Origin of the sequence: Psychrobacillus vulpis (assembly GCF_006861825.1) — a bacterium.
GTDB lineage: Bacteria > Bacillota > Bacilli > Bacillales_A > Planococcaceae > Psychrobacillus > Psychrobacillus vulpis.
Genome location: NZ_VDGI01000011.1, coordinates 90,709 through 114,796, shown reverse-complemented (window position 1 = coordinate 114,796; position 24,088 = coordinate 90,709). Strand labels below are relative to the sequence as shown.

The window sequence follows — 24,088 nt, the reverse complement described above, 5'->3', positions numbered from 1 at the left end:
ATATGTTTTCGACATTAATACTTGAAAAAAATAAGCAGCATCTCTAAATTGAGAAGCGAAGAGAGCCCGAAATTGTATCTTCGGGCGCCGCTCTCCAGGTAGATAGTATCAATTCTTTCATTAACCTAAGCAAAAGAAACTTGACTCCAACCATTTCAAGCAGGCGACGGGCAAACGACAGCCAAAGGATTACCGAAAAAGAGGGACGGGAAGTGGCTTGCCACTTCCCGTCCCTCTTAAAGCTTATCTGGTAATAAGATGGCCGACATACTGTCCAAAGCACGCTAGAAACGATGAAGAGAAGATGCACTTAAAGGGCGCATGCGTATTTTTTATGTCCTAAATGTTCTGAATACTGTATACTTGATATATGATTTCGAAAGGAACGATGTCATTTGCCAGATTACATAAAGTTTGTGGAATCAGTTAAACTAAAAACAGGTATCGATCTTGCAGCTTATAAAGAAGCACAGATGAGACGACGTCTTACTTCATTGTATGAAAAAAAAGGATATAAAAACTTTGTCGAGTTTTATCAAGCTCTTGATAAAGACAGAGATTTAATGAATGAATTTTTAGATAGAATGACGATCAACGTATCTGAGTTTTATCGTAATGGAAAACGCTGGGAAGTATTGCAACACAAAATTTTCCCTAAGCTGTTATCCGAGAATAAACGATTGAAAATTTGGAGTGCTGCATGTTCCACAGGAGAAGAACCGTATACTACTGCTATGGTACTTTCAAATTATGTCCCTCTATCTCAAATATCTGTAAACGCAACAGATTTGGATGAAAACGCGATTCAACGTGCAAAGATTGGTATATACCCAGAACGTTCTCTTGCGGAAGTACCAGAGGACATGAAGCTGAAATATTTCGAACAACAAGGCCAATTTTTTAAAGTTGATGATGCGATAAAAAAGACTGCCCATTTTAAAAAACACAATTTATTAAAAGATACATATGAGAAAAATTATGATTTAATAATTTGTCGGAATGTGATGATTTATTTTACTGAAGAAGCAAAGGATAAAATTTATCATAACTTTAGTGAATCGCTCCGTTCAGGAGGAATTCTCTTTGTAGGCAGTACGGAACAAATCTTTAATCCGAGTAAATATGGTTTTGAAACCGAAGATACATTTTTCTATCGAAAAAAGTAAAGGAAACTGTCTGATTAAAAATCGGACAGTTTTCTTCTAATATTCTGTACTCCGAATGACATTTTATGATATAGTGGAAAACAAATACTTTAGCGAGTTGAAGGGGGAAAGTGTTGTGAGATATTTAACAGCAGGTGAGTCTCATGGACCACAACTTACAGCAATTATTGAAGGCTTGCCAGCCCAATTAGAAATTACTAGTGAACAGATTAATAAAGAGCTTAAGAGACGACAAGGTGGCCATGGTCGTGGAAGACGAATGCAGATCGAAAAAGATACTGTAGCTATTACTGCGGGTGTTCGCCATGGAAAATCATTAGGATCTCCAGTTTGTCTCGTCGTAAACAACGACGACTGGAAGCATTGGACAAATATTATGGGAATCGAGCCACTTAGTGAAGATATAGATCCAGATGATATTAAAAGACAAATAACTCGACCAAGACCAGGTCATGCAGATTTAGTCGGTGGTATGAAATATGGACACCGAGATTTACGAAATGTATTAGAACGTTCTTCCGCTCGTGAAACTACTGTTCGTGTAGCAGTTGGGGCTGTTGCAAAGCAATTATTAAAACAATTAGGTATTTCTATCGTTGCTCATGTGACGAAAATAGGCGGTATCGAAGCAAACTTAAATTTAGCAGCAGGAAAAACGATAGAGGAAATTCGAGCAATTGTTGAAGCGGACCCTGTTTATTGTTTAGATCCTGAAGCTTCTGAAAAAATGGTTGAAGCAATTGACAGTGCAAAAAAGGCTGGCGATACTATTGGTGGAGTAGTGGAAGTGATTGTTGAAGGAATGCCTGCAGGGGTTGGAAGTTATGTACACTACGATCGAAAGTTAGATGGAAAACTTGCAATGGCAATGATGAGTATTAACGCATTTAAAGGGGTAGAAGTTGGTTTAGGCTTTGAAATGGCGAACTTATTTGGAAGTCAAGTACATGATCAAATATCTTGGAGTGAAGAAGAAGGTTATACTCGAGACACGAATCGTCTTGGTGGATTAGAAGGTGGAATGTCTACAGGTATGCCAATCGTTGTAAGAGGCGTCATGAAGCCAATCCCAACATTATATAAACCACTACAAAGTGTAGATATAGATACAAAAGAGCCATTTAAAGCAAGCATAGAACGCTCTGATAGCTGTGCTGTACCTGCAGCATCTGTAGTTGCTGAAGCAGTCATCGCATGGGAAATAGCAGCAGCTGTTCTGGATACATTTAATGGTGATAAAATCGATTCTTTAAAAGCAGAAATTGAAAGACACCGTGCCTATACAAAGGGGTTTTAATACATGATTATCCCAGTAAGAACAAAAGACTCTTTTTATGAAGTACATCTTGGTGAAAAAATATTACGAGAGTTTTGCGAAAGAAATGTTATGTCATTTCAAAAGGCAGATCAAATTATTGTAATTACTGACGAAAATGTTTGGAATATACATAAAGAATATTTTAATAAAAATTTTTCGTTACCATATAAAATTCATCTTGTACCAAATGGAGAATCTTGCAAAACGTTTGAATCATATTTTGATGTTCAGACGTTTCTGCTTCAAGAAAATTGTTCCAGAAATAGTATCTTACTAGCATTTGGTGGAGGAGCAATAGGAGACTTAACGGGGTTTGTAGCAGCTACATTTATGCGTGGAATTTCTTTTTATCAAATACCAACAACGATCTTAGCACACGATAGTGCAGTAGGCGGAAAAACTGCTATAAATCATCCTAATGGAAAAAATATGATTGGTGCATTTTATCAACCATCAGAAGTATTATATGATTTTCATTTTTTACAAACACTTCCAAAAAATGAGGTTCGTTCAGGACTTGCAGAAGTGATAAAGCATGCGCTCATTAGTAATGAAGCTTGGGTTCATGATTTTTTTCTTTTGCCAAGTATCGATGCTATTCAAAAGGATGAGCTTTTAGTCTGGCTTGAAAAAGGAATCCGGGTAAAGGCACATATTGTAGAGTTAGATGAGAAAGAACAGTCGTTTCGCAAGTTTTTGAATTTTGGTCATACATATGGACATGCAATCGAGGCTTCTATTGGTTATGGGAAAATCACACATGGAGAAGCTGTCATGATTGGGATGATTCCCGCATTAATGTTAAGTGAGATTCGTGGGAAACTAGAAAAAGGATATGCACGAAAAGTATTTAACCTTGCGATAAAACTCGATTACAACTTTCATCATGTATTGAATTGTTCATTTGAACAATTAGCGTCATTTATGTTAAAAGATAAAAAAACGACAAATGGTGAATTGCATTTTGCACTGCTAGAAAAAATAGGAGAACCGTTTGTAAAAATTATATCAATGGAAGACGTAAAGAAATGTGATGAACTATTAAGAGACTGGATTATGGAGGTACAATAAAATTGATCAGAGGAATTAGGGGAGCAATTACAGTACTAGAAGATTCGAATGAGCAAGTTCTTCACGAAACAACTCGACTTGCTTTAGAAATGGCAAAGGCGAATAATATAGAACCGGAGTTTGTTGCTTCCGTTATTATATCCACGACAACAGATATCTCCTCTACATTTCCTGCCAAGGCAGTTAGAAGCATTGAAGGATGGAGCTTTGTTCCAGTTATGTGTACGCATGAAATGAATGTTCCTGGCGCATTAGAAAAATGTATTCGAATATTAATGCATGTCAATACTGAAAAAGCACAAAAAGATATTCACCATATCTATTTAAATAATGCTGTTCAATTACGACCTGACTTAGTGAAGTAAATTGAAGAATCGAGGGGTACTATGATGAAATTCAAAAAACAAATTAAAGGTTTAAATGCTTACCAACCTGGAAAAACGATGGACGAAGTGAAAAGAATCTTTAATTTAGATAAAGTAATTAAACTAGCATCTAATGAGAATCCATATGGTGCATCTCCAAAAGTAAAAGCATATTTAGAGAGTGCAGATGTAAATTATGCTTTATATCCAGATGGGTATGCGACAAAGCTCCGTACTGCTGTTGCAAAGCATTTAAAAGTATCCGAAAACCAGTTATTATTCGGTAATGGTTCTGATGATAATATTCTTATCGTTTCAAGAGCTATTCTTCAACCTGGTTTGAATACAGTAATGGCATCTGTAACTTTTGGTCAATATAAGCATAATGCAATAGTAGAAGGTGCAGAAGTTAGAGAAGTACCGCTCAAAAATGGTGAGCATGATCTTGACAAAATGTATGATTCTATTGATGAAAATACAGGAATTGTTTGGATTTGTAACCCGAATAATCCTACAGGAACTCTTACACCAAGTGAAAAAATTAAAGTGTTCATCGAAAAAGTTCCTCATGATGTGTTGGTCGTGCTGGACGAAGCTTATATAGAATATATTACAGACGAAACGTATGTGGATTCAATTAGATTAATAGAAAAACATCCGAATCTTTTAATTATGCGTACTTTCTCAAAAGCTTATGGACTAGCAAGCTTCCGAGTAGGATATGCAATTGGTTCAGAAGAAGTAATCAGTCAGCTTGAACCTACACGTGAGCCATTTAATAATACAGTTTTAAGTCAAGATGTAGCTGTTATTGGATTACAAGACCAAACTTTTATAGAAGAATGTAGAGCAAAAAATAATGCTGGTAAAAAGCAGTATGAAACATATTGTACAGAACGTAAGTTGGACTTTTATCCATCCCATACTAATTTCATTTTAATGGAAGTGAAAACGGATAGCGATGCAGTATTCCAAGGATTAATGAAGCGTGGATTTATTGTGCGAAGTGGAAATGCATTAGGTGTCCCAGGATATCTTCGAATTACAATTGGTACTGAACAAGAAAATACAGAACTTTTACAAAAACTAGATGAAGTTTTACATGAGGAAGGCGTACTTTAATGAAACAAACGGTTCTAATCATTGGACTTGGATTAATAGGAGGATCTTTGGCGCTTGGTTTAAAGCGACATACAGATGTTTCCATCATAGGATATGATGCATCAGATCAAACGCTTCGAACAGCCAAGAGGATTGGCGTAATTGATGAAATGGCTGTTCAAATGGAAGATGCATCAGAGCTTGCAGACATCATCATATTTGCTACTCCGGTCAATGAAACTATACGATTAATAAAAGAAATGCCAAGCTGGCAACTTAAAAAAAATGTTATTGTAACTGATACTGGAAGTACTAAAAAAGAGATAATGAAAGCGGCCCAAATTTTAAAAGAAGCGGGTATAACATTCATTGGCGGTCATCCGATGGCAGGTTCGCATAAAAGTGGAGTAGAAGCAGCTCGTGCGCACTTATTTGAAAATGCATTCTATATGCTTACACCATTTGAAAATGAAAATAAAGAGGAAGCAAAAGTACTTTCAGATTTATTGCATGTAACAAAAGCAAAAGTTGTTCAAGTAAACGCAGAGGAACATGATCATATGACAGCGGTAGTAAGTCATTTTCCACATTTAGTTGCAGCATCACTTGTTCATCAATTAGCAGTGGAGAATGAATCCTTTCCTTTCACAAAACAACTGGCTGCTGGAGGATTCCGTGATTTAACAAGAATTGCATCATCTAATCCAATCATGTGGAGAGATATTACTGTTCAAAATAGGGCAGAACTCAGTAATCAGCTACAAGTGTGGTTAGAAGAAATGAAACGACTTCAAAATCTGTTGTTACATTCAGATGCAGAAGACATTGAACAGTATTTTTCGACAGCAAAACAAGTTCGGGATGAATTGCCAATTTCAAAAGGAGCAATGTTTGCAGTTCATGATTTATATGTGGATGTTCCTGACTATCCAGGGGTTATTTCCGAAATCACAGGGTATTTAGCTAATGATCATATTAGTATTACAAACTTACGGATTATTGAAACACGAGAGGACATATTTGGTATTTTAGTAATTAGTTTTCAAACAATCGATGATCGAGAAAAAGCAGTGGAATGTATTGCAAAAAATACGACCTTTGAAACGTACATTTCTTAAGGAAGGAGATTGAACATGGTAGCAAGCAAACTATTAGATTACGCCCAGCCTTCCTTACAAGGAACATTAAGAATACCTGGGGATAAATCTGTATCACATCGCTCTGTTATGTTTGGAGCGATTGCTAAAGGGATCACAACTGTGGAAGGGTTTCTACAAAGTGATGATTGTTTAAGCACTATTGATTGTTTCAAAAAGCTTGGTGTAGAAATCTCTGTGGATGGCGAAAGTGTTCGGATTACGAGCGATGGAATAGATGCATGGAATGAGCCTAGCGAGATACTGTACACAGGAAACTCTGGTACAACAACTAGACTTATGCTTGGAATACTTGCAGGTTCTTCTATTTCTTCGGTTTTAATAGGGGATGAATCGATTCAGAAACGTCCGATGAAACGAGTAACTGATCCATTAAAAGAAATGGGTGCTAAGTTAATAGGGCGTGCAAATGCTCAATTAACTCCAATAACAGTAGAAGGAGCTCCACTTAAAGCTATTCAGTATGAGATGCCTGTTGCTAGTGCTCAAGTGAAATCTGCAATTTTGTTAGCGGCATTAGGCGCAGAAGGCGAAACAATAATTACAGAAAAAGAAACATCTCGTGATCATACAGAAAAAATGCTACAACATTTTGGGGCAAATATATCGGTGGATGATAAAACAATTAGTCTCCTAGGCGGACAAGCTCTCAAAGGTACTCATGTTGTTGTACCTGGTGATATTTCATCTGCTGCTTTCTTTTTAGTAGCCGGAGCGATTGTGCCTCATAGTAAATTAATCCTTCAAAATGTTGGATTGAATCCAACAAGAACTGGAATTATTGATGTACTACATGAAATGGGTGCAACCATTACAATTGAATTAGATTCAAATAAAAGCCACGAAGAAATGGGAACAGTACAAGTAGAGACTTCCAATCTTGTAGGTACAGAAATTGGTGGCGATTTGATACCTAGATTAATTGATGAAATTCCAATTATTGCTTTACTTGCAACGCAAGCAAAAGGAAAAACAATTATTAGAGATGCTGAAGAATTAAAAGTAAAGGAAACAAATCGAATAGATGCAGTTGTAAATGAATTAAAAAAGCTCGGTGCGAACATTATAGCAACTAATGATGGGATGGTAATAGAAGGCCCTACAGCATTACATGGCGGAGATTTGCATACGTACGGTGATCACCGTATCGGTATGATGGCTGCAATTGCTTCTCTCATCACTTCCAGTCCAGTTACGATTGACAATGAAGCTTGTATCGCTGTTTCTTATCCAAACTTTTTTGATCAGCTTTCAACTGTTGTAAAATGAACTCTCCTTTGGGAGATTTCCGACTGTAGGCAAACTCGATAAAATCGAATTTGTTTACAGTCTCTTTTATTTTTAAAATGAAATAATAATTGGAAGCATTTGATTTCCACTGTGGGCGAACGCTTTCCGCTGGCGTTGCCTTAGCCTCCTCGCTTCGAGGAAACTGAAAAAGTGCCTATAATTCGATTTTGCCAAATGAGGTAGTCTAATATTCCAGTAAATAAGAAAATCGTTGAAACGGCTCCCTTTCCGCGGGCGTTGCCTCAGTCTCCTCGCTTTGCTGCGGGGTCTTCGACTAACGCTATTCCCGCAGGAGTGTCGCCTTCTTCAACGATTTTCTAGAACTAAAAAGTATTTATTAAAACAAAGGTGGGTTTTCAGTGCCCTCATTGCAGTGAGGAGTATGCTTGGCGATTCTCCGCGAAAAGCGAGTAGCTTTTTCCGTTCAACTAGTCTTCATTCATTTTATAAGAAAATAGATGGAACCCTTTCTAGCTAATCACTTTAATTTTATTTGCTTTTAGGGATACCTTCTCATAACAACTACTAGATTCCTTATACATAAAGGAAAAATCTACGAGAATCCTGCGAAAAAACGGAGCTTCCAAAACCCCAAACGAGAGCAGCGAGGCCACTGAAAAACTCAAAATTATTATTTTTATAGGAACTATTTGCTGTATATCATTTAAAAAATTTAGCGCGACGTATGAGACTCCTGCGGGAAAGCGAGACAGACGAGACCCCGCACGAAGCGAAGCGTAGGAGGAGGCTCGTCGCTCGCCCGCGGAAAGCGAATGCCAAAGCGCTAAATTCTCTTAGGACTATTTGATAGATAATTTATATGAATGACACTTTTTCAGTGCCCTCCTCGCTGCACTGTGAGGTCTTCGGCTAACGCTATTCCCGCAGGAGTCGTCGTCCTCCGCTCAAATCAACTAGTACTCTGAAAATAACTAAGGTGATGGTAGGTTGACGAAAAATCAAATCAAATCGATGAACGCAAAAGGTAGAAATTCTAACAATAGAACAGTCTGTATTAATTCTTTCATTTCTACCTTTTCAAATTTTTTATGAAGTAAACGATAACGATTGCAGTATCCAATTTTGTACTTGATGTTCTATTGGAACAAATTGATCGGTTGTAATCATTTCTAATTGTTCGCGTTTATGATTTTGTTTTTCTAGTCATGATTTCATCATCTTAAGATTAAAGTAGGAAGGTATCATTTTAATGGTTTGGAGAAGCTTGCCACTCGACTCCTACGAGAAAAGCGAGACAGACGAGACCCTGCAGGAGTGTGTTAGAGGAAGGAAGGTTAAGGACGCCTCGTCTAGAAGGCAACCTAAGTTCGCCACATCCTGTGGCAACGGTTTCATGACCCACGTCGTGTGGGCCCAAGCGGCTCGGCGCTCGCCCGAGGAAAGTGAGCGGCAAGCTTTGGAAAAGCTGAATTATCCTATTTAAAAATAAAATGACTGTACTAAACTTGTATTTTGAGTTTTTAATAGCCTGGAACTCTACTTTGGGAGAGTATTTTACTTGTATGACATTTAACAGTCCTGTACGATAAAAAGGACACTAGAAAGATAGGTGATGGAATTGGATAAACTACAACCATTTTTACAAGCGATGGAAGAAGGAAATGTAGAAATGTTAACAGCAATGCTTGATGCATTTCTGTTAGAGGAAAATCCTGACGACCAATACGTGTTGGCGGATTTATTTACACAGTATGGTTATTTGCAAGAAGCTGTTAAAGTATTGGAATATTTACAGTTTCTTTTTCCAGAGGAGAATCAGCTTAAAATAGATCAAGCGCAGCTTTATTTAGAAATGGATAAAGAAGATGATGCATTAAACCTATTAACAAGTGTAGATAAGTCTAGTGAGGCATATCCTCAAGCGTTACTGACACTAGCAGACTATTATCAAATGATTGGCCTCTTTGAAGTAGCAGAGCAAAAAATAAATGAAGCCATTAATATACTGCCAAATGAACCATTGTTACTATATGCAAAAGGTGAGCTTTTATTTGAAACTGGAAGGTATTTAGAAGCTGCAAGAATGATGGAAGAACTGCTACCAGTACAAAATTCCATTCAAGCAGTCGATTTGCCTTTAAAACTTGCCGAAATTTATAGCGCAGGTGCAGCGTATGAAGAGGCAATACCTTATTATGCAAAAGCTTTACAAAAGGAAGTAGCACCTGATGTTTTATTTCACGCTGCATATGCCTCCTTCCAAGTACAACATTATGAAACAGCAGTGAAACATTTAGAAAACCTTTTGGAAATAGATCCTGACTATTTTTCTGCGTATATGCTATTAGCAGAAGCGTATGCAATGCAGGAAAAAAATGAAGATGCATTGAAAGCAATAATAGATGGAATTGCTAGAGACGAGTATGAAAAAGAATATTATTTATTTGCAGGTAAAATTTCTCTAAAATTGGGTAGAGTGAAAGAAGCAGAGTCTTTTTTACGTGAAGCAATTGCATTGGATCCAGAGTATATGGATGCTATATTTACATTAACATCTCTGTTTTCAACGGAAGAACAAGATGAAGAGCTAATTGATTTGTACGAAACTTTGAAACAAGACCAATTTGAATGGTCATCCATGTACCCATTTTTAGCCTACGCATATGATCGATTAGAATTTTATGAAAAAGCATACGAATTTTATAAGTTAGCATATACTGAACATAAAGAGGATGCTCCATTTTTAGAGAAATACGTCTATTTCTTGTTAGAAGACGGAAAAAGAGAAGAAGCTCTAGAAGTAGTATCGATATTACAAAAGTTACAGCCTGAGAACAGTACATGGTTTGAAATGAGTGAATAAATAAAGGAAGGAGAGGTTACGTGACTGCTTCTGTTTCAGTAGGCGAGAAAAAGGAATTTGTTCGTTGGTTTTTAAAAAAGTATCAAATGAAAAGAAGAGAGTGCGTTTGGATCTTGAATTACTTAATAAGTCACGAAACATTGTTGAATAACGTTCATTTTGTGGAGGAAGCACATTATTGTCCTAGAGCAATGGTAATGTCTGTAACGACATCCTCTGGTATACCTTTTCGATTTTATAAAGGAAGTATTATGACTGCTGACGCAGAAAAGTCTTTCCACGATTTAAGATTGCATCCAGATGAAGAAATGTATATTCAACTCAATTTTCAAATGGTACCACCAAGTCCTGAATACTTAGCTGTTTTAGAAGAAAATCCGTATATGCCTAAATATTTGCATATAAGCGAAAAAGATAAACTTATTGTAGAAGATATTTTGTCAGAGAGCTTACATTTTTTTCAGGTAGAACAGTTAAAAAAACAGATTGACGAGGCAATAGATCAAAATAATAAAGAAAAATTTTATGAACTTTCTGCTTTATGGAAAGAACTAGTAGAGAAAGACAATTAGGAGAGATAGTAATGCATTGGAACGGAAAAGATAGTGCAGTATTTCAAGCACAAAAAGAATTTATAGATACAGCAGTAATACCCTTAACACTAATAGATGGTTCCGAACATGGTTTCCAATTTGCAGCATCCGCTGCAGACTTTACTTTATCATTAGGTAACGTAATTGAAAATCAATTTAAAGGAAGGATCGTTTTATTTCCTTCCTTCTCTTATACGAGTAATCAGGACAAGCTCACTTTGTTTGAAAACTGGAAAGAAGAGATAAACAAAGCAGAATTTAAACATATTTTTTTCATTACTTCTGATAGAGAATGGAACACGATGGGTGAGGAACAAAACGTTATATGGATTCCTTCCGTACCACTAGAATCTATGGATCAAAAGATGAGAAATTCAATATTAGAAGATCAACTTCGTCAGCTAGTACCAATTTTCGCAAAAAAATGGGCGAATTAGTGTCAATATCTTTCAAGAATTGTTCACAAAGTGTATAATTCGTTTCAAAGGAATATTGACCTTCCTTTTTTATTGATATATCATGGATATGTCCTAGTATTATTAATTCAAGCAAGTATGTCCATTGGACTGACCTTTAAGTAAGAGGGGGGAAAAGGATGAGTAACAATAAAGTATCAAGACGCCAATTTTTAAGTTATACATTAACTGGTGTTGGCGGATTTATGGCGGCAGGAATGCTAATGCCAATGGTACGTTTTGCAGTTGATCCTGTATTGCAAAAATCAGCTGGTGGAGATTTTGTACTAACCGACAAAAAAGTTGCTGATATTACAGAAGTTCCTGAACGTGTAGACTTCACATTTGAACAAGTGGATGCATGGTACAAGTCTGATGTAACAAATACTGCATGGGTTTACAAAGAGGGAGATGAAATTATCGCTCTTTCTCCAGTATGTAAACATTTAGGTTGTACAGTGAACTGGGAAGGTGACCCGGCACACAAAAATCAATTCTTCTGTCCATGTCATGCTGGTCGCTATGAGAAAACCGGAAAGAATGTTCCAAAAACACCACCTCTAGGTCCGTTGGATCAATATGAAGTTCGTGTAAATGACGGTCTCTTAGAAATCGGAAAAGCTATACCTAACACATTAGTTTAAAGTAAGGGGGTACGACATCAGTGCTTAATAAAATCTATGATTGGGTGGACGAAAGACTAGATATTACACCAATATGGCGTGATATCGCTGACCACGAAGTACCAGAACACGTAAACCCTGCACATCATTTCTCAGCATTTGTATATTGTTTTGGAGGATTAACATTCTTCGTAACAGTAATTCAAATTTTATCAGGTATGTTTTTAACAATGTATTACGTTCCGGATATTGAAAATGCATGGGAATCTGTTTACTATCTTCAAAACGAAGTAGCATTCGGTGAAATAGTGCGAGGGATGCACCACTGGGGAGCGTCACTTGTTATTGTTATGATGTTCTTACATACGTTACGTGTATTCTTTACTGGGTCTTATAAAAAACCTCGTGAACTAAACTGGATGGTTGGAGTATTAATCTTCGCTGTTATGTTAGGTTTAGGATTCACAGGTTATCTACTGCCTTGGGACATGAAAGCATTGTTCGCAACAAAAGTAGGTATTGAAATTGCTGCATCTGTTCCATTACTTGGAGGAGCAATTAAAACATTATTAGCTGGTGATGAACATATCATCGGTGCACAAACATTAACAAGATTCTTTGCGATTCATGTGTTCTTCTTACCAGCTGCATTATTCGCATTACTTGCAGCTCACTTTATCATGATTCGTCGTCAAGGTATTTCTGGTCCACTTTAATGGGTAAGTCGGACAGATAATTTCTTAAAAGGAGGGGACATTATGCATCGCGGAAAAGGTATGAAATTTGTAGGTGACTCTCGTATAACAGACCCTGCTAGCCGTACGAAAAAAACTCCGAAAGACTATTCTGAGTATCCAGGTAAAACAGAAGCTTTCTGGCCTGACTTCTTATTAAAAGAATGGTTAGTCGGTGCAGTTTTCTTAGTAGGTTATTTAGTATTGACTGTTGCCCATCCTTCGCCACTTGAGCGACAGGCGGATCCAACAGACACAGGTTATATTCCTTTACCAGACTGGTATTTCTTATTCTTATACCAATTATTAAAATATGAGTTTGCTTCTGGTCCATTTAACGTAATTGGATCTATCATTATTCCAGGTTTAGCTTTTGGTGCGCTATTATTAGTTCCATTTTTAGATACGAGCAAAGAAAGAAGTCCATTTAAACGTCCACTTCCAACTGGATTTATGCTTCTTGCTTTTGCAGCTATGTTCTACTTAACTTGGGAATCAGTTGCAAACCATGACTGGGAAGCAGCGAAAGCTCAAGGTGAAATTAAAGAAGAAGTCGCAACAGTGGAATTTGATGAAAGTGCAGAAGGATATCAACTTTATTTGGGATCTTCCTGTATTGGATGTCATGGTAATGCCTTTGAAGGTGGATTAGGTAAGCCATTAATTGGTTTAGACTATACTGCTGATGAAATCGTTGAAATTGCACATAACGGTTTAAACGGTATGCCAGGTGGTACGTTCCAAGGAACTGATGAAGAACTTCATAAAATTGCAGAGTTTATTACAACTCTACAACCAGCAGAATAATTAGAAAGCTTCATCTCCTATCCTATAGGGGATGAAGCTTGACATAAAAAAGAGTCAGATTACTGACTCTTTTTTTTTACCAACATATTGAGGAGCGAATTCATGAAAGATCTGATGATGTTGTTGAAAGTAATACTTTACAATAAGTCATTTATGTGGCTCTTATTTATCGTGAATTTATTAGGCACTATATACGGTTATTACTGGTACGGTTCTCAGCTCTCTGTAACAGAGCCTAAATATTATATTTTTGTTCCAGATAGTCCAACAGCTAGTCTATTTTTCACAATTGCTTTATTAGGATGGCTGTTAAAGAAAAATTGGAAATTAATAGAGACTCTAGCGTTAATAACTCTTGTTAAATACGGAATTTGGGCAGTTGTTATGAACGTTTGGACTTATATGGAGACAGGCTCTATCGGATGGATGGGATGGATGTTAGTTGCTTCACACTTTGCAATGGCACTTCAAGCTGTTTTGTACATGCCATTTTATAAATTTACTTGGGTGCATATATTGATTGCATCGATTTGGACTTTACATAATGATGTCATTGATTATGTGTTTGGTCAGATGCCCGTGTATAGAAGTTTAAGTGTGTATGCGAGTCAAATAGGTTACTTTACTTTTTGGTTATCAATTACATGTATTTGCATTGCTGTTGCTAATTATCGAAAAAGGTCAAATCGAATTAGTTGATTCATCCTAAATAACCATATAAAATAGAAGTATAGTTTGAGAGGGGGAAAAAAGAGTTGATTTCTTATATCGTGTATTTTGCGATCATTCTGTTATTGCCGATTTATGCTCAAATGAAAGTGAAAAGCACGTATAAAAAGTATACAAAAGTTCGCTCAACTTCAGGTATGAGTGGTGCACAAGTTGCAAGAACTATTTTAGATGCGAATGGATTGAGCGATGTAAAAGTGGTTGAAAGTAGTGGTTTTTTGAGCGATCATTATAACCCAATGACTAAAATTGTTGCATTGTCTTCTCATAACTATCATGAAGCTTCTGTCGCTGGTGCTGCAATTGCTGCTCATGAAGTTGGACATGCTATTCAACATAAAGAAGCATATTCTTTTCTAACTTTGAGACATAAACTAGTTCCAATCGCTAACATTTCTTCAAATGCTTCTTGGATCTTCATTATGATAGGTATGCTAGCAACTTTCCCTAGTTTTATGTTACTAGGTATTGTATTACTTGCTGTAGGTGTAGTATTCCAAATAGTAACCCTCCCAGTGGAATTTAACGCTTCCAATCGTGCAATGGACCAAATGGTATCTTTAGGAATTATTCGCAATGAGGAAGAGCCCCATGCGAAAAAAGTATTAAGCGCTGCTGCTTTGACATATGTAGCTGCTGCTGCTGTTGCTGTACTTGAGTTATTACGTTTAGTATTAATTTATACAGGTATGACCAGAGACGAATAAAAAATAGAAGGATTGTCCCAAGTTAAAATGACTTAGGACAATCCTTTATTTTTTCATACGATATTAAAAAACTGGATTTGCTAGTATCAATCTACAAGTTTCTACGTTTAGATTTCAGCACGATTATGTTTTGTTAGTCTATTGGCTTTTTCTCGTTATCTAGAGTAAAACCCTCACCCATTACATCATGTACTTCTGTCAAGGAAACGAATGCATGGGGATCGACGGATGTAATAATAGATTTCAAACGAACAATTTCATTTTTACCAATTACACAATATAGAACTTCCCGTTCGTTTTTGGTGTAATGTCCATGCCCTTTTAATATAGTTACACCTCGTTCCATTTCATCAGAAATGCGATTTGCAATCTCATCTTGTGATTCAGATATAATAAAAGCACCACGAGCTGCATATGCACCTTCTTGCACGAAGTCAATCACTCTTGCTCCAACAAAAACAGCAACAAGCGTATACATCATTGAGCGTTCGTCTAGGAAAGTTAGCCAAGATAATAATATGACAAATGCATCAAACAAAAACATTGTTTTTCCCATACTCCAGCCTATGTACTTATGTGCAAGGCGTGCAATAATATCGACGCCACCAGTAGTCCCGCCAAACCTGAAAATAATACCTAAACCAACACCAACGAATACACCAGCAAATAAGGAGGCAAGGAACATATCATCTTTTAATCCAATTTGTATTTCGTAAATTTGAAAGATTTTTAAAAATATCGAAACAGAAACTGTCCCAATAACTGTGTATGCAAACACTTTTCGACCTAGTAATTTCCAACCTATTATGAACATTGGAATATTAAGTAAAAGGTTCATCAATGCTACATCCCATTTAAAAACGAAATATAATATTAGCGTAATACCTGCAAATCCGCCTTCACCTAACTCATTTTGCATATTGAAGTGAACAAATCCGAAGCTATAAATAGCGGATCCAATAATAATGAAAATAATATTTTTAAGTTTTAATCCAAGCCCCATGAATCCACCTCTTTTTGATTAATTTCTTTTTACTATTATCATTTATTTAAATGCTTTTGACAACTGGTGTATGTTTTTATTAGGATGAAGGAGGGAGAGTGAAAAATATGGACAACAACAGAACATTAATGGAATTGCAAAAAGATGTAGATACATACATAAGTCAATTTAAGGAAGGCTACTTTCCTCCAATGGAACTTCTTGCTAGACTAACGGAAGAGTTAGGAGAGCTTTCAAGAGAAGTTCAACATAAATATGGGACAAAGAAAAAGAAAGCTACAGAAGTAGAAAAAGAACTTGCAGATGAAATGGGAGATTTCTTTTTTGTCCTAATATGTATGGCGAATGCTGAAGGTATTGATTTACAACAGTCTCTACAAAATGTCTTATATAAATACAATACACGTGATAAAGATCGATGGACTAAAAAGGAGGACTAACTGTGGTTATTAAAGTTGCAGTAGCAGGACCTAGAGGAAGAATGGGTAAAGAAGCAGTAGCAACAATTCTAAAAAACGAAGACTTTTTATTAGTTAGTGTATTAGATCATAAAAAAGAAGAAGAGTTCTTTGGAGATAGTATTCCAATCTTTACTTCCTTACAAGAGCTTATATTTCAAACAGAACCCCATGTGTTAATAGATTTAACTGTACCGGAATGTGTTTACGAGCATGCGATAATAGCCTTGGAAAACGGGGTAAGACCTGTTATTGGTACTACAGGATTTACTGATTTACAATTAGAAGAGATTAGAAAGAAAGCTGAAGAAAAAGAAATAGGATGCATTATTGCTCCTAACTTTTCCATTGGTGCAGTTCTTATGATGAAGTTTTCACAAATGGCTGCAAAATATTTACCGAATGTAGAAATAATAGAGATGCATCATGACCAAAAAGTGGATGCTCCTTCCGGAACTGCTATTAAAACTGCTCAAATGATAAATGAGGCAAGAATGACTTTTGAGCAAGGGCATGAACATGAAGAGGAGATAATGGATGGGGCACGTGGTGCTAACTTCTCTGGCATGCACATTCACAGTGTACGGTTGCCTGGACTAGTAGCACATCAACAAGTACTTCTTGGAGGAGAGGGCCAACTATTGACGCTCCGTCATGATTCCTTTAACCGTACATCTTTTATGTCAGGTATTGTGCTGTCGATCAACGAAATTATGAAACAAAATAAGCTTATTTACGGTTTGGAAGATATTATTTTATAGGAGTGACGATATGAGAATAGCTTTAGTGGCACATGATAAAAAAAAGAACGATTTAATTCAATTTGTGACAGCATATAAGCCAATCTTAGAAGACCATGAATTGTTTGCTACTGGAACAACTGGTTCAAGAATTATTGATGAGGTCGGTTTAACTGTATATAGATATAAATCTGGGCCACTCGGCGGAGATCAACAAATAGGTTCTGCAATTGCAAATAATGAAATGGACATGGTTATTTTCTTTCGTGATCCTCTAACAGCTCAGCCGCATGAACCAGATGTATCTGCTTTAATACGACTTTGCGATGTATATCAAATACCTTTAGCAACAAATATGGGAACTGCGGAAATATTATTAAAAGGATTAGAAGAAGGATTTTTAGATTGGCGATTACTAGAAGAAAGACGTTCACGTTAAGGAAGTGATTAAGTGCGTAAATTAAAGATTGGTATAACCTGTTATCCAACTGTAGGAGGATCGGGTGTTATTGCCACGGAGCTTGGAAAAATGCTTGCAGAAAAAGGACATGAAATACACTTTATCACTTCAAGCATGCCGTTTCGGTTAAATAAAATGTATCCGACCATCACCTATCACCAAGTGGAAGTAAATAGTTACTCCGTTTTCCAATATGCTCCTTATGATATTGCACTGGCTAACAAAATGGCTGAAGTCATAAATGATGAACAATTAGATGTGCTTCATGTGCATTATGCAATACCACATGCTGTATGTGCAATACTTGCAAAAGACATGGCAAAATCCGACATTGGTATTGTTACAACTCTCCATGGAACGGATATTACTGTACTTGGAGATGATTCATCTCTGTCTGGTGCCATTCGTTATGGTATTGAAAAATCAGATATCGTGACAGCAGTTTCTAATTCATTAGTAGGTCAAACGATGGAGTTAATTTCACCCCAAAAAGAAATTGAAACAATCTATAATTTTGTAGATGAACAAGAATATTCTAAAAAAGATGCTGGAAATTTGAAGGAGATTTTTGGAATTGAACCACATGAGAAAGTTATTATTCATGTTTCTAATTTTAGAAAAGTAAAACGAGTGCCAGATATCATAAAAAGTTTTGAACTCATTCGACAAGAAGTCCCTGCAAAATTATTATTAGTTGGAGATGGACCTGAAAAACACCCTGTAATGGAATATGTAAAAGACAAATGTATTGAAAAGGATGTTCTGTTTTTAGGAAAGCAAGATAATTTATCCGAATTATATGCAATTTCCGACTTGATGTTACTTTTATCTCAAAAAGAGTCATTTGGATTAGTGTTACTTGAAGCGATGGCATGTGAAGTGCCTTGTATTGGAACTAATGTAGGTGGAATACCAGAAGTGATCTCCCATGGGGAAAACGGATATTTAGTAGAACTTGGAGATATAGAAAAAGTAGCAGAATATGGTGTAAAAATACTACAAGACCCTATTTTACATAAACAAATAAGCGAGACGGCTTTACGTATTGTTCAGGAGCAATTTAGCTCTTCTAAAATAGTCGAGCAATACGAGATGATGTATGAAAGAGTGGCGAGAAAATAACATGATGAAACATCGGTGGCCCGATGCCTATCAAGTAATTGAAATACTTGAGAATGCAGGATTTGAAGCATATGTTGTAGGAGGAGCTGTCCGAGATTTCATAAGAAATGTTCATGCAAATGATGTGGACGTCACAACGAATGCAACACCGAACGAAGTCAAACAGCTATTTGATCGCACCATTGATGTAGGTATCGAACATGGTACTGTCCTTGTCATCTTAAGTGAAACGATAGAGGTGACAACATTCCGTTCGGAAGATACTTATACTGATTTTAGAAGGCCAGATAAAGTAATGTTTGTTCGGTCTCTAGAAGAAGATTTACAAAGACGCGATTTTACAATGAATGCAATGGCATTAACAAAATCGGATGAACTTATAGATTATTTTGGTGGAAGAAAAGATATTGAAAATAAACGTATTCGAGCAGTGGGTGATCCCCAAAAACGTTTTTCAGAAGATGCACTTCGTATGCTAAGAGCGATTCGATTTTCAGCACAGCTAGACTTTTCTCTGCACAAGGACACGTTAGAAGCAATTCAAACGCTCCATCATTTAATTGAACATGTTTCCATTGAACGTGTGAAAGTGGAGCTGGAGAAAATTTGGACAAGTAATAATGTAGAAAAAGGAATGCATCTATTTGTGTCTAGTAGATTAGCTAATAACTTTCCAGGTGACTGGGAGACTTTTATAAACAAGTGGGGTAATTTTAATTACTTCGAAAATAGAGCAAATGGTTGGGCATTTTTTTCACTTATGCAACCGTCGGAGGACATAAATAGCTTATTAAATTTTTATAAGTGTTCAAACGCAGAAAAATTGCATGTGAAACATGTATTGAGTGCAGTAGAAAAATTGAAAAAAGGTCCATGGACAAAGCAAGATTTTTATCAATTTAACGAAGAAGTATTAATAGTGTCATCTCTTTATGCGGCATCTATTTTTACTATTCATATTCCTTATACGATGGATGAAATTCTTCAGTTAAAAAAAGCTATTCCAATTTCCTCTTCAAGTGACATCGTTGTAAACGGAAATGATCTAATGAATTGGAAACAGCAAAAAAGGGGTCCTTGGATCAAAGAAGTTCTAAATGAGTTAACAATAGCTATAATTAATGGACAAGTGAAAAATGAACGAAAACAAATAAAAGAATGGTTTTTTCGTGAATTTATAAATGGTAACTTAAAACCTTTAGACTAAAACGTTTTTTATTGTTTAATTTTATAGATTGGGCAAGTGACTGAAAGGCGACCAAATTATGTTAAATAGTCGAATAGGTCACTTGTTTTTTTTGTTAGAATGGCCAAAATGTTCTTTTTATTAATCATGAAAAAATTACAAATATGTCTCAGACCATGAAAGATTAGTGGAGGTTAGTTGTATTCCTTAATAACATAATACCATCGATAATTCTAAACCATGATGCTATGTAGGATAACCAGTTTTTCTAGTTAATTATAAGTCTATCGTTTCTCCTATCATCTAATTGGATTCCAAGCCTCACCGGATGCTACTTTTAATGTTCCTCTTCGTAAAGTTTGTATTACTCAATGTCTTTATTTCACTTGTGTGCGTCTACATTTTTGATTGGGTTCTCTTTAATGAACTTCCCACTTCACAGCTTTTGAGAATACATTCTTAAATGACATTCCTAATTTATAATTACCTATTCCGTATTAATATTTCCAAAATAGTCGAAAATGCTAACCTTCTTACTCCGATTCTCAGTTCTGACTTTACATACATGGTTATCCAACGCTTTCAAACTAGAAATTTGTTAGAGTTATTCTTGTTAATTATTTTTTACATATAGGGGGGCTATTGTATTGTTCTTCATTCTGATAATGATCTCACTTCTTTTCATAATGATTAAGGCGGATATAAGTAAAAAAGGATATACAAAGTGGAGTTTTACTGTAGCCTTTCTCTATTCATTAATGATTATAGTTTTTTTCAAACATCTAACTTATTAGTATTATTGTTAATAATATGTATACCTTTGTGGTTGATGTTTGTTGGATCACTTGCTATGCGTTAATAAATACAATCGAACGAGTAAAATGATAAAACCATCTTTAACTAATCTTCTAACACTTGTTATTTTGATAATTCCTTTAGAATAATCAACTTATTACCTTGTAAAATAAGTTCATTAACGTGATTTGTGATAGTATTGTTATTAATAAATAGTCTTAAATCAAGGATTTTAAAGTTCTTGATTTTTCCACAGTATACTTTGATAAAGGAATGGTTATTTCGTGAAAATGACAATAAAGGAAAAGATTCTTTCCCAATTGCTCGCTGCAAAGGGTGAACCTGTTTCAGGCCAAAAATTAGCGGATGAATTAAATATCTCTCGTACTATGATTTGGAAATATCTAAAAGGTCTTGAAGAAGAGGGATATGTTATTGAAGCAGTAAAGAAAAAAGGATATGTTCTACAATCCATACCAGATGTCGTTTCTAAAGAAAGGATTTCTCCGTATTTAACTACATCACATTTAGGACAAAACATAATGTATTATCCAATTTGTGACTCTACCCAAAATATTGCGGCAGAGAAAGCTAGAGAAGGCGCACCACATGGAACGCTAGTTATTACAGAGGAGCAAACTGCTGGAAGAGGCAGACTGGAACGGTCCTGGGATTCCACTGCAAATAAAGGAGTATGGATGAGTGTTATCATTCGCCCCGAGATTAGTCCTCATCTTGCACCACAATTTACGCTTGTTTCAGCTGTAGCAATTACAAAAGCAATAGAAGATATTACTGGTTGTGTTGCTGAAATTAAATGGCCAAACGATTTATTAATGAATGGAAAAAAAGTGACGGGCATTTTAACTGAGCTCCAAGCAGAAATGGATCGAGTGCAATCTATAATTATCGGTATTGGTGTTAATGTAAATCAAGAAGTGGAAGCCTTCGATGTATCAATTCAATCACTTGCTACTTCTTTAAAAATAGAAACAGGATCGGAAGTAAATCGACCAGAACTCGTAGCGAAAATATTATATTATTTAGAGAAATATTCGAATATATACATTGAAAGTGGATTTGAGCCTATTAAGTTACTTTGGGAATCCTATAGTTGTACAATTGGAAAACGAATTAGAGCTAGTCTCTTAAAAGAAACGTTAGAAGGTGTAGCGATAGGAATAACTAATGAAGGAGTGCTTCAACTTCAACTAGATGATGGAGAAATAAGAGGTATCTATTCTGCGGATATTCACTTAGTAAACAAAAGTTAATTTGGACTAATTATTAAAAATCTGTTATTCTGAAAACATAGGGTAGTATCTTTAATAGAACTACACCTTAGTAATTTTGATTGAAAAATTGAATAGTCTGCCTTGATCTTGTAATGACAGGGACGGAGAAAACCTACTTTTATATTTTCTGCCCTTCTGTCCAATTTGGATTGAAGGGCTTTTTATTGGTTTTCTCCTCAAAAGAAATGCAGAAAGTGCCTCGTCCTCAAGGAATGCAGTCTTTGATCATCACAAAAAGTAACAATGCCATGCATTGTAAAGCCTGAATTGGCAACTAAGATTCCTTATCCAGGATTGAAATAGGATCTAGATAGCATTTGACCTTGAGTTGATGGCGTGCCAGAAGCTAGACATGAACTTGATAGGAAAGTACTACTTTCTTAAAAGGTGAAAAGAGGAGTGATAAAGTTGAAAACAACAAGTAGTTTTGTAAACATGAAAAAAAATAATGAAAAAATTGCTATGCTGACAGCATACGATTATCCATCTGCCAGATTTGCAGAAAATGCTGGTGTAGACATGATTTTAGTTGGAGATTCTGTTGGAATGGTTGTTTTAGGGTATGATTCCACAGTACTTGTAACACTAGACGATATGATTCATCATGGAAAAGCTGCAAGAAGAGGAGCTCCAAACACTTTCCTAGTTGTAGATATGCCCTTTGGGACATATCACGGCTCACTTGAACAAACTCTTGCGAATGCAGTGAAAATTATGCAGCAAACGAATGCACAGGCCGTTAAGGTAGAAGGTGCTGATGAAGTATTACCTGTCATTCAGAAGTTAACTTCTGCAGGAATACCAGTAGTTGCACATCTTGGATTACTACCACAATCAGCAGGAGTGCTAGGCGGATATAAAGTGCAAGGTAAAACAGCTGAAGCTGCCGAAAAATTAATAACGGATGCCCAAAAATGTGAACAAGCAGGTGCATGTGCAGTTGTATTAGAATGCATTCCACATCAGTTAGCTGAAAGTGTTTCAAAGGAGCTAATAGTTCCTACAATTGGTATTGGAGCGGGTGTGAAGGCGGATGGCCAAGTTTTGGTTTTTCATGACATGGTAAAATACGGAACGCACCATATCCCTAAATTTGTACATGAATTCGCAAATGTAGGCATTACCATTGAAGAAGGTATTACTCAATACGTCCAAGATGTAAAAAATGAAATTTTTCCAGCAGAACATCATCAGTTTACGATGAAAGAAGATCAGCTTCAACAACTGTACGGAGGTAATTATGAAAACAGTTCAAACAATAAATGACTTAACAAACTTTTTAGAATGTAATAAAGGAAAAACAATTGGTTTTGTGCCAACTATGGGTTATTTACATGAAGGTCATTTAGCGTTATTAAATATGGCAAGAGAAGAAAATGAAATTGTAGTTGCGAGTATTTTTGTAAACCCGGCTCAGTTCGGTCCAAATGAAGACTTAGATCGTTATCCAAGAGACTTAGAGCGTGATACTATGCTAGCTGCAAAAGCTGGGGTGGATGCTCTATTTGTACCTACGGCTAAAGATATGTATCCATTTGAAAGTGGTATTACTATAAACGCTGGAGAGCTATCTAATAAGTTATGTGGAGAAAGCAGACCTGGGCATTTTGATGGCGTATTAAAAGTAATTACAAAATTATTCCATTTAGTGCAACCGACAAAAGCTTATTTTGGGCAAAAGGATGCGCAACAGCTTGCCATTATCGAAACATTTGTATCAGCATATAATTTCCCAGTACAAATCATTCGAGTTTCAACAGTTCGTGAGAATGATGGATTGGCAAAAAGCTCACGTAATGTATTTTTAAGTGATAGTGAAAGAATAGAAGCTGTACATTTATACGAAGCGCTATCCATCGCAACAGAAACTTGGAAAAAAACGAAAGATGTAAACGAAGCAATAGCTAAAGGTAAATCCCATATCGAACAAAATACATCTGGTAGAATTGATTATTTTGATGTATTAACCTATCCCAATTTAAAAGCAAATATAGAAAATGCGGAGCAACTATTGTTTGCTACTGCTGTATTTTTCGAAAAAGCTAGATTAATTGATAATATTATCGTTGAAGTAAAGGAAGTGTAATAG

At 36.0% G+C, this 24,088-nt stretch carries 24 protein-coding genes; 23 read left to right on the top strand and 1 reads right to left on the bottom strand.

Going from position 1 to position 24,088, the window contains the following annotated elements:
* Nucleotides 1–395 precede the first annotated feature (395 nt).
* The 15 genes from FG384_RS11200 (at nucleotide 396) to FG384_RS11130 (ending at nucleotide 14,940) form a co-directional block, all read left to right on the top strand.
* Nucleotides 396–1,166 carry a CheR family methyltransferase gene (locus tag FG384_RS11200; protein WP_142642685.1) on the top strand — a complete coding sequence of 257 codons (771 nt, stop codon included), beginning with the start codon at nucleotides 396–398 and terminating at the stop codon, nucleotides 1,164–1,166.
* A gap of 115 nt (nucleotides 1,167–1,281) precedes the next feature.
* Nucleotides 1,282–2,463: a chorismate synthase gene (gene aroC, locus FG384_RS11195; RefSeq protein ID WP_142642684.1), complete on the top strand. Its 1,182-nt coding sequence runs from the start codon at nucleotides 1,282–1,284 to the stop codon at nucleotides 2,461–2,463.
* Nucleotides 2,464–2,466: 3 nt separating this feature from the next.
* Nucleotides 2,467–3,555 (top strand): 3-dehydroquinate synthase, encoded by a 1,089-nt coding sequence (aroB, locus tag FG384_RS11190; RefSeq protein ID WP_142642683.1) that lies wholly within the window; start codon nucleotides 2,467–2,469, stop codon nucleotides 3,553–3,555.
* Between the two features lie 2 nt (nucleotides 3,556–3,557).
* A complete protein-coding gene (gene aroH, locus FG384_RS11185) occupies nucleotides 3,558–3,920 on the top strand; it encodes a chorismate mutase (RefSeq protein ID WP_142642682.1) in 363 nt (120 codons plus the stop codon).
* 24 nt (nucleotides 3,921–3,944) lie between these two features.
* A complete protein-coding gene (hisC, locus tag FG384_RS11180) occupies nucleotides 3,945–5,042 on the top strand; it encodes a histidinol-phosphate transaminase (RefSeq protein WP_142642681.1) in 1,098 nt (365 codons plus the stop codon).
* Nucleotides 5,042–6,139, top strand: a complete 1,098-nt coding sequence (locus tag FG384_RS11175) for a prephenate dehydrogenase (RefSeq protein ID WP_142642680.1) — start codon at nucleotides 5,042–5,044, stop codon at nucleotides 6,137–6,139. Before hisC ends, FG384_RS11175 begins: the two co-directional genes overlap by 1 nt.
* Nucleotides 6,140–6,154: 15 nt before the next feature.
* Complete coding sequence (gene aroA, locus FG384_RS11170) at nucleotides 6,155–7,447, top strand: 3-phosphoshikimate 1-carboxyvinyltransferase (protein ID WP_142642679.1); 1,293 nt, start codon at nucleotides 6,155–6,157, stop codon at nucleotides 7,445–7,447.
* Nucleotides 7,448–9,041: 1,594 nt separating this feature from the next.
* Nucleotides 9,042–10,292, top strand: a complete 1,251-nt coding sequence (locus tag FG384_RS11165; protein ID WP_142642678.1) for a tetratricopeptide repeat protein — start codon at nucleotides 9,042–9,044, stop codon at nucleotides 10,290–10,292.
* Between the two features lie 20 nt (nucleotides 10,293–10,312).
* Entirely contained in the window at nucleotides 10,313–10,864 is a 552-nt protein-coding gene (locus FG384_RS11160; protein WP_142642677.1) for a ReoY family proteolytic degradation factor, read from the top strand.
* Nucleotides 10,865–10,875: 11 nt separating this feature from the next.
* Nucleotides 10,876–11,322, top strand: a complete 447-nt coding sequence (locus FG384_RS11155) for a DUF2487 family protein (protein WP_142642676.1) — start codon at nucleotides 10,876–10,878, stop codon at nucleotides 11,320–11,322.
* Between the two features lie 158 nt (nucleotides 11,323–11,480).
* Nucleotides 11,481–11,984: a QcrA and Rieske domain-containing protein gene (locus FG384_RS11150; protein ID WP_142642675.1), complete on the top strand. Its 504-nt coding sequence runs from the start codon at nucleotides 11,481–11,483 to the stop codon at nucleotides 11,982–11,984.
* 20 nt (nucleotides 11,985–12,004) lie between these two features.
* Entirely contained in the window at nucleotides 12,005–12,679 is a 675-nt protein-coding gene (gene qcrB, locus FG384_RS11145) for a menaquinol-cytochrome c reductase cytochrome b subunit (protein ID WP_142642674.1), read from the top strand.
* 42 nt (nucleotides 12,680–12,721) lie between these two features.
* Nucleotides 12,722–13,504, top strand: coding sequence for a menaquinol-cytochrome c reductase cytochrome b/c subunit (locus FG384_RS11140; RefSeq protein ID WP_142642673.1), 783 nt, complete (start codon nucleotides 12,722–12,724; stop codon nucleotides 13,502–13,504).
* A 102-nt stretch (nucleotides 13,505–13,606) separates the two neighbouring features.
* Nucleotides 13,607–14,203 (top strand): lipoprotein heptaprenylglyceryl N-acetyltransferase LhaT, encoded by a 597-nt coding sequence (gene lhaT, locus FG384_RS11135; protein ID WP_142642672.1) that lies wholly within the window; start codon nucleotides 13,607–13,609, stop codon nucleotides 14,201–14,203.
* A 56-nt stretch (nucleotides 14,204–14,259) separates the two neighbouring features.
* Nucleotides 14,260–14,940, top strand: coding sequence for a zinc metallopeptidase (locus tag FG384_RS11130; protein WP_142642671.1), 681 nt, complete (start codon nucleotides 14,260–14,262; stop codon nucleotides 14,938–14,940).
* 133 nt (nucleotides 14,941–15,073) lie between these two features.
* Here FG384_RS11130 and FG384_RS11125 read toward each other — a convergent pair whose 3' ends face one another.
* Nucleotides 15,074–15,943, bottom strand: a complete 870-nt coding sequence (locus FG384_RS11125; RefSeq protein WP_142642670.1) for a YitT family protein — start codon at nucleotides 15,941–15,943, stop codon at nucleotides 15,074–15,076.
* A gap of 107 nt (nucleotides 15,944–16,050) precedes the next feature.
* Here FG384_RS11125 and FG384_RS11120 point away from each other — a divergent pair, with 107 nt between their 5' ends.
* From FG384_RS11120 to panC, 8 genes are all read left to right on the top strand, one after another.
* Nucleotides 16,051–16,383, top strand: a complete 333-nt coding sequence (locus FG384_RS11120; RefSeq protein ID WP_142642669.1) for a nucleotide pyrophosphohydrolase — start codon at nucleotides 16,051–16,053, stop codon at nucleotides 16,381–16,383.
* 2 nt (nucleotides 16,384–16,385) lie between these two features.
* Nucleotides 16,386–17,162 carry a 4-hydroxy-tetrahydrodipicolinate reductase gene (dapB, locus tag FG384_RS11115; protein ID WP_142642668.1) on the top strand — a complete coding sequence of 259 codons (777 nt, stop codon included), beginning with the start codon at nucleotides 16,386–16,388 and terminating at the stop codon, nucleotides 17,160–17,162.
* Between the two features lie 10 nt (nucleotides 17,163–17,172).
* A complete protein-coding gene (gene mgsA / locus FG384_RS11110; protein ID WP_142642667.1) occupies nucleotides 17,173–17,580 on the top strand; it encodes a methylglyoxal synthase in 408 nt (135 codons plus the stop codon).
* A 12-nt stretch (nucleotides 17,581–17,592) separates the two neighbouring features.
* Entirely contained in the window at nucleotides 17,593–18,723 is a 1,131-nt protein-coding gene (bshA, locus tag FG384_RS11105; RefSeq protein ID WP_142642666.1) for an N-acetyl-alpha-D-glucosaminyl L-malate synthase BshA, read from the top strand.
* Complete coding sequence (locus tag FG384_RS11100; RefSeq protein WP_142642665.1) at nucleotides 18,701–19,930, top strand: CCA tRNA nucleotidyltransferase; 1,230 nt, start codon at nucleotides 18,701–18,703, stop codon at nucleotides 19,928–19,930. Before bshA ends, FG384_RS11100 begins: the two co-directional genes overlap by 23 nt.
* Before the next feature lie 1,058 nt (nucleotides 19,931–20,988).
* Complete coding sequence (locus FG384_RS11095; RefSeq protein ID WP_142642664.1) at nucleotides 20,989–21,978, top strand: biotin--[acetyl-CoA-carboxylase] ligase; 990 nt, start codon at nucleotides 20,989–20,991, stop codon at nucleotides 21,976–21,978.
* Between the two features lie 429 nt (nucleotides 21,979–22,407).
* The gene (panB, locus tag FG384_RS11090; protein ID WP_142642663.1) at nucleotides 22,408–23,265 is read left to right on the top strand and encodes a 3-methyl-2-oxobutanoate hydroxymethyltransferase; all 858 of its coding nucleotides are present in this window, start codon (nucleotides 22,408–22,410) and stop codon (nucleotides 23,263–23,265) included.
* The gene (gene panC, locus FG384_RS11085; protein WP_142642662.1) at nucleotides 23,240–24,085 is read left to right on the top strand and encodes a pantoate--beta-alanine ligase; all 846 of its coding nucleotides are present in this window, start codon (nucleotides 23,240–23,242) and stop codon (nucleotides 24,083–24,085) included. The genes panB and panC overlap by 26 nt, the downstream gene beginning before the upstream one ends.
* Nucleotides 24,086–24,088: the final 3 nt, after the last annotated feature.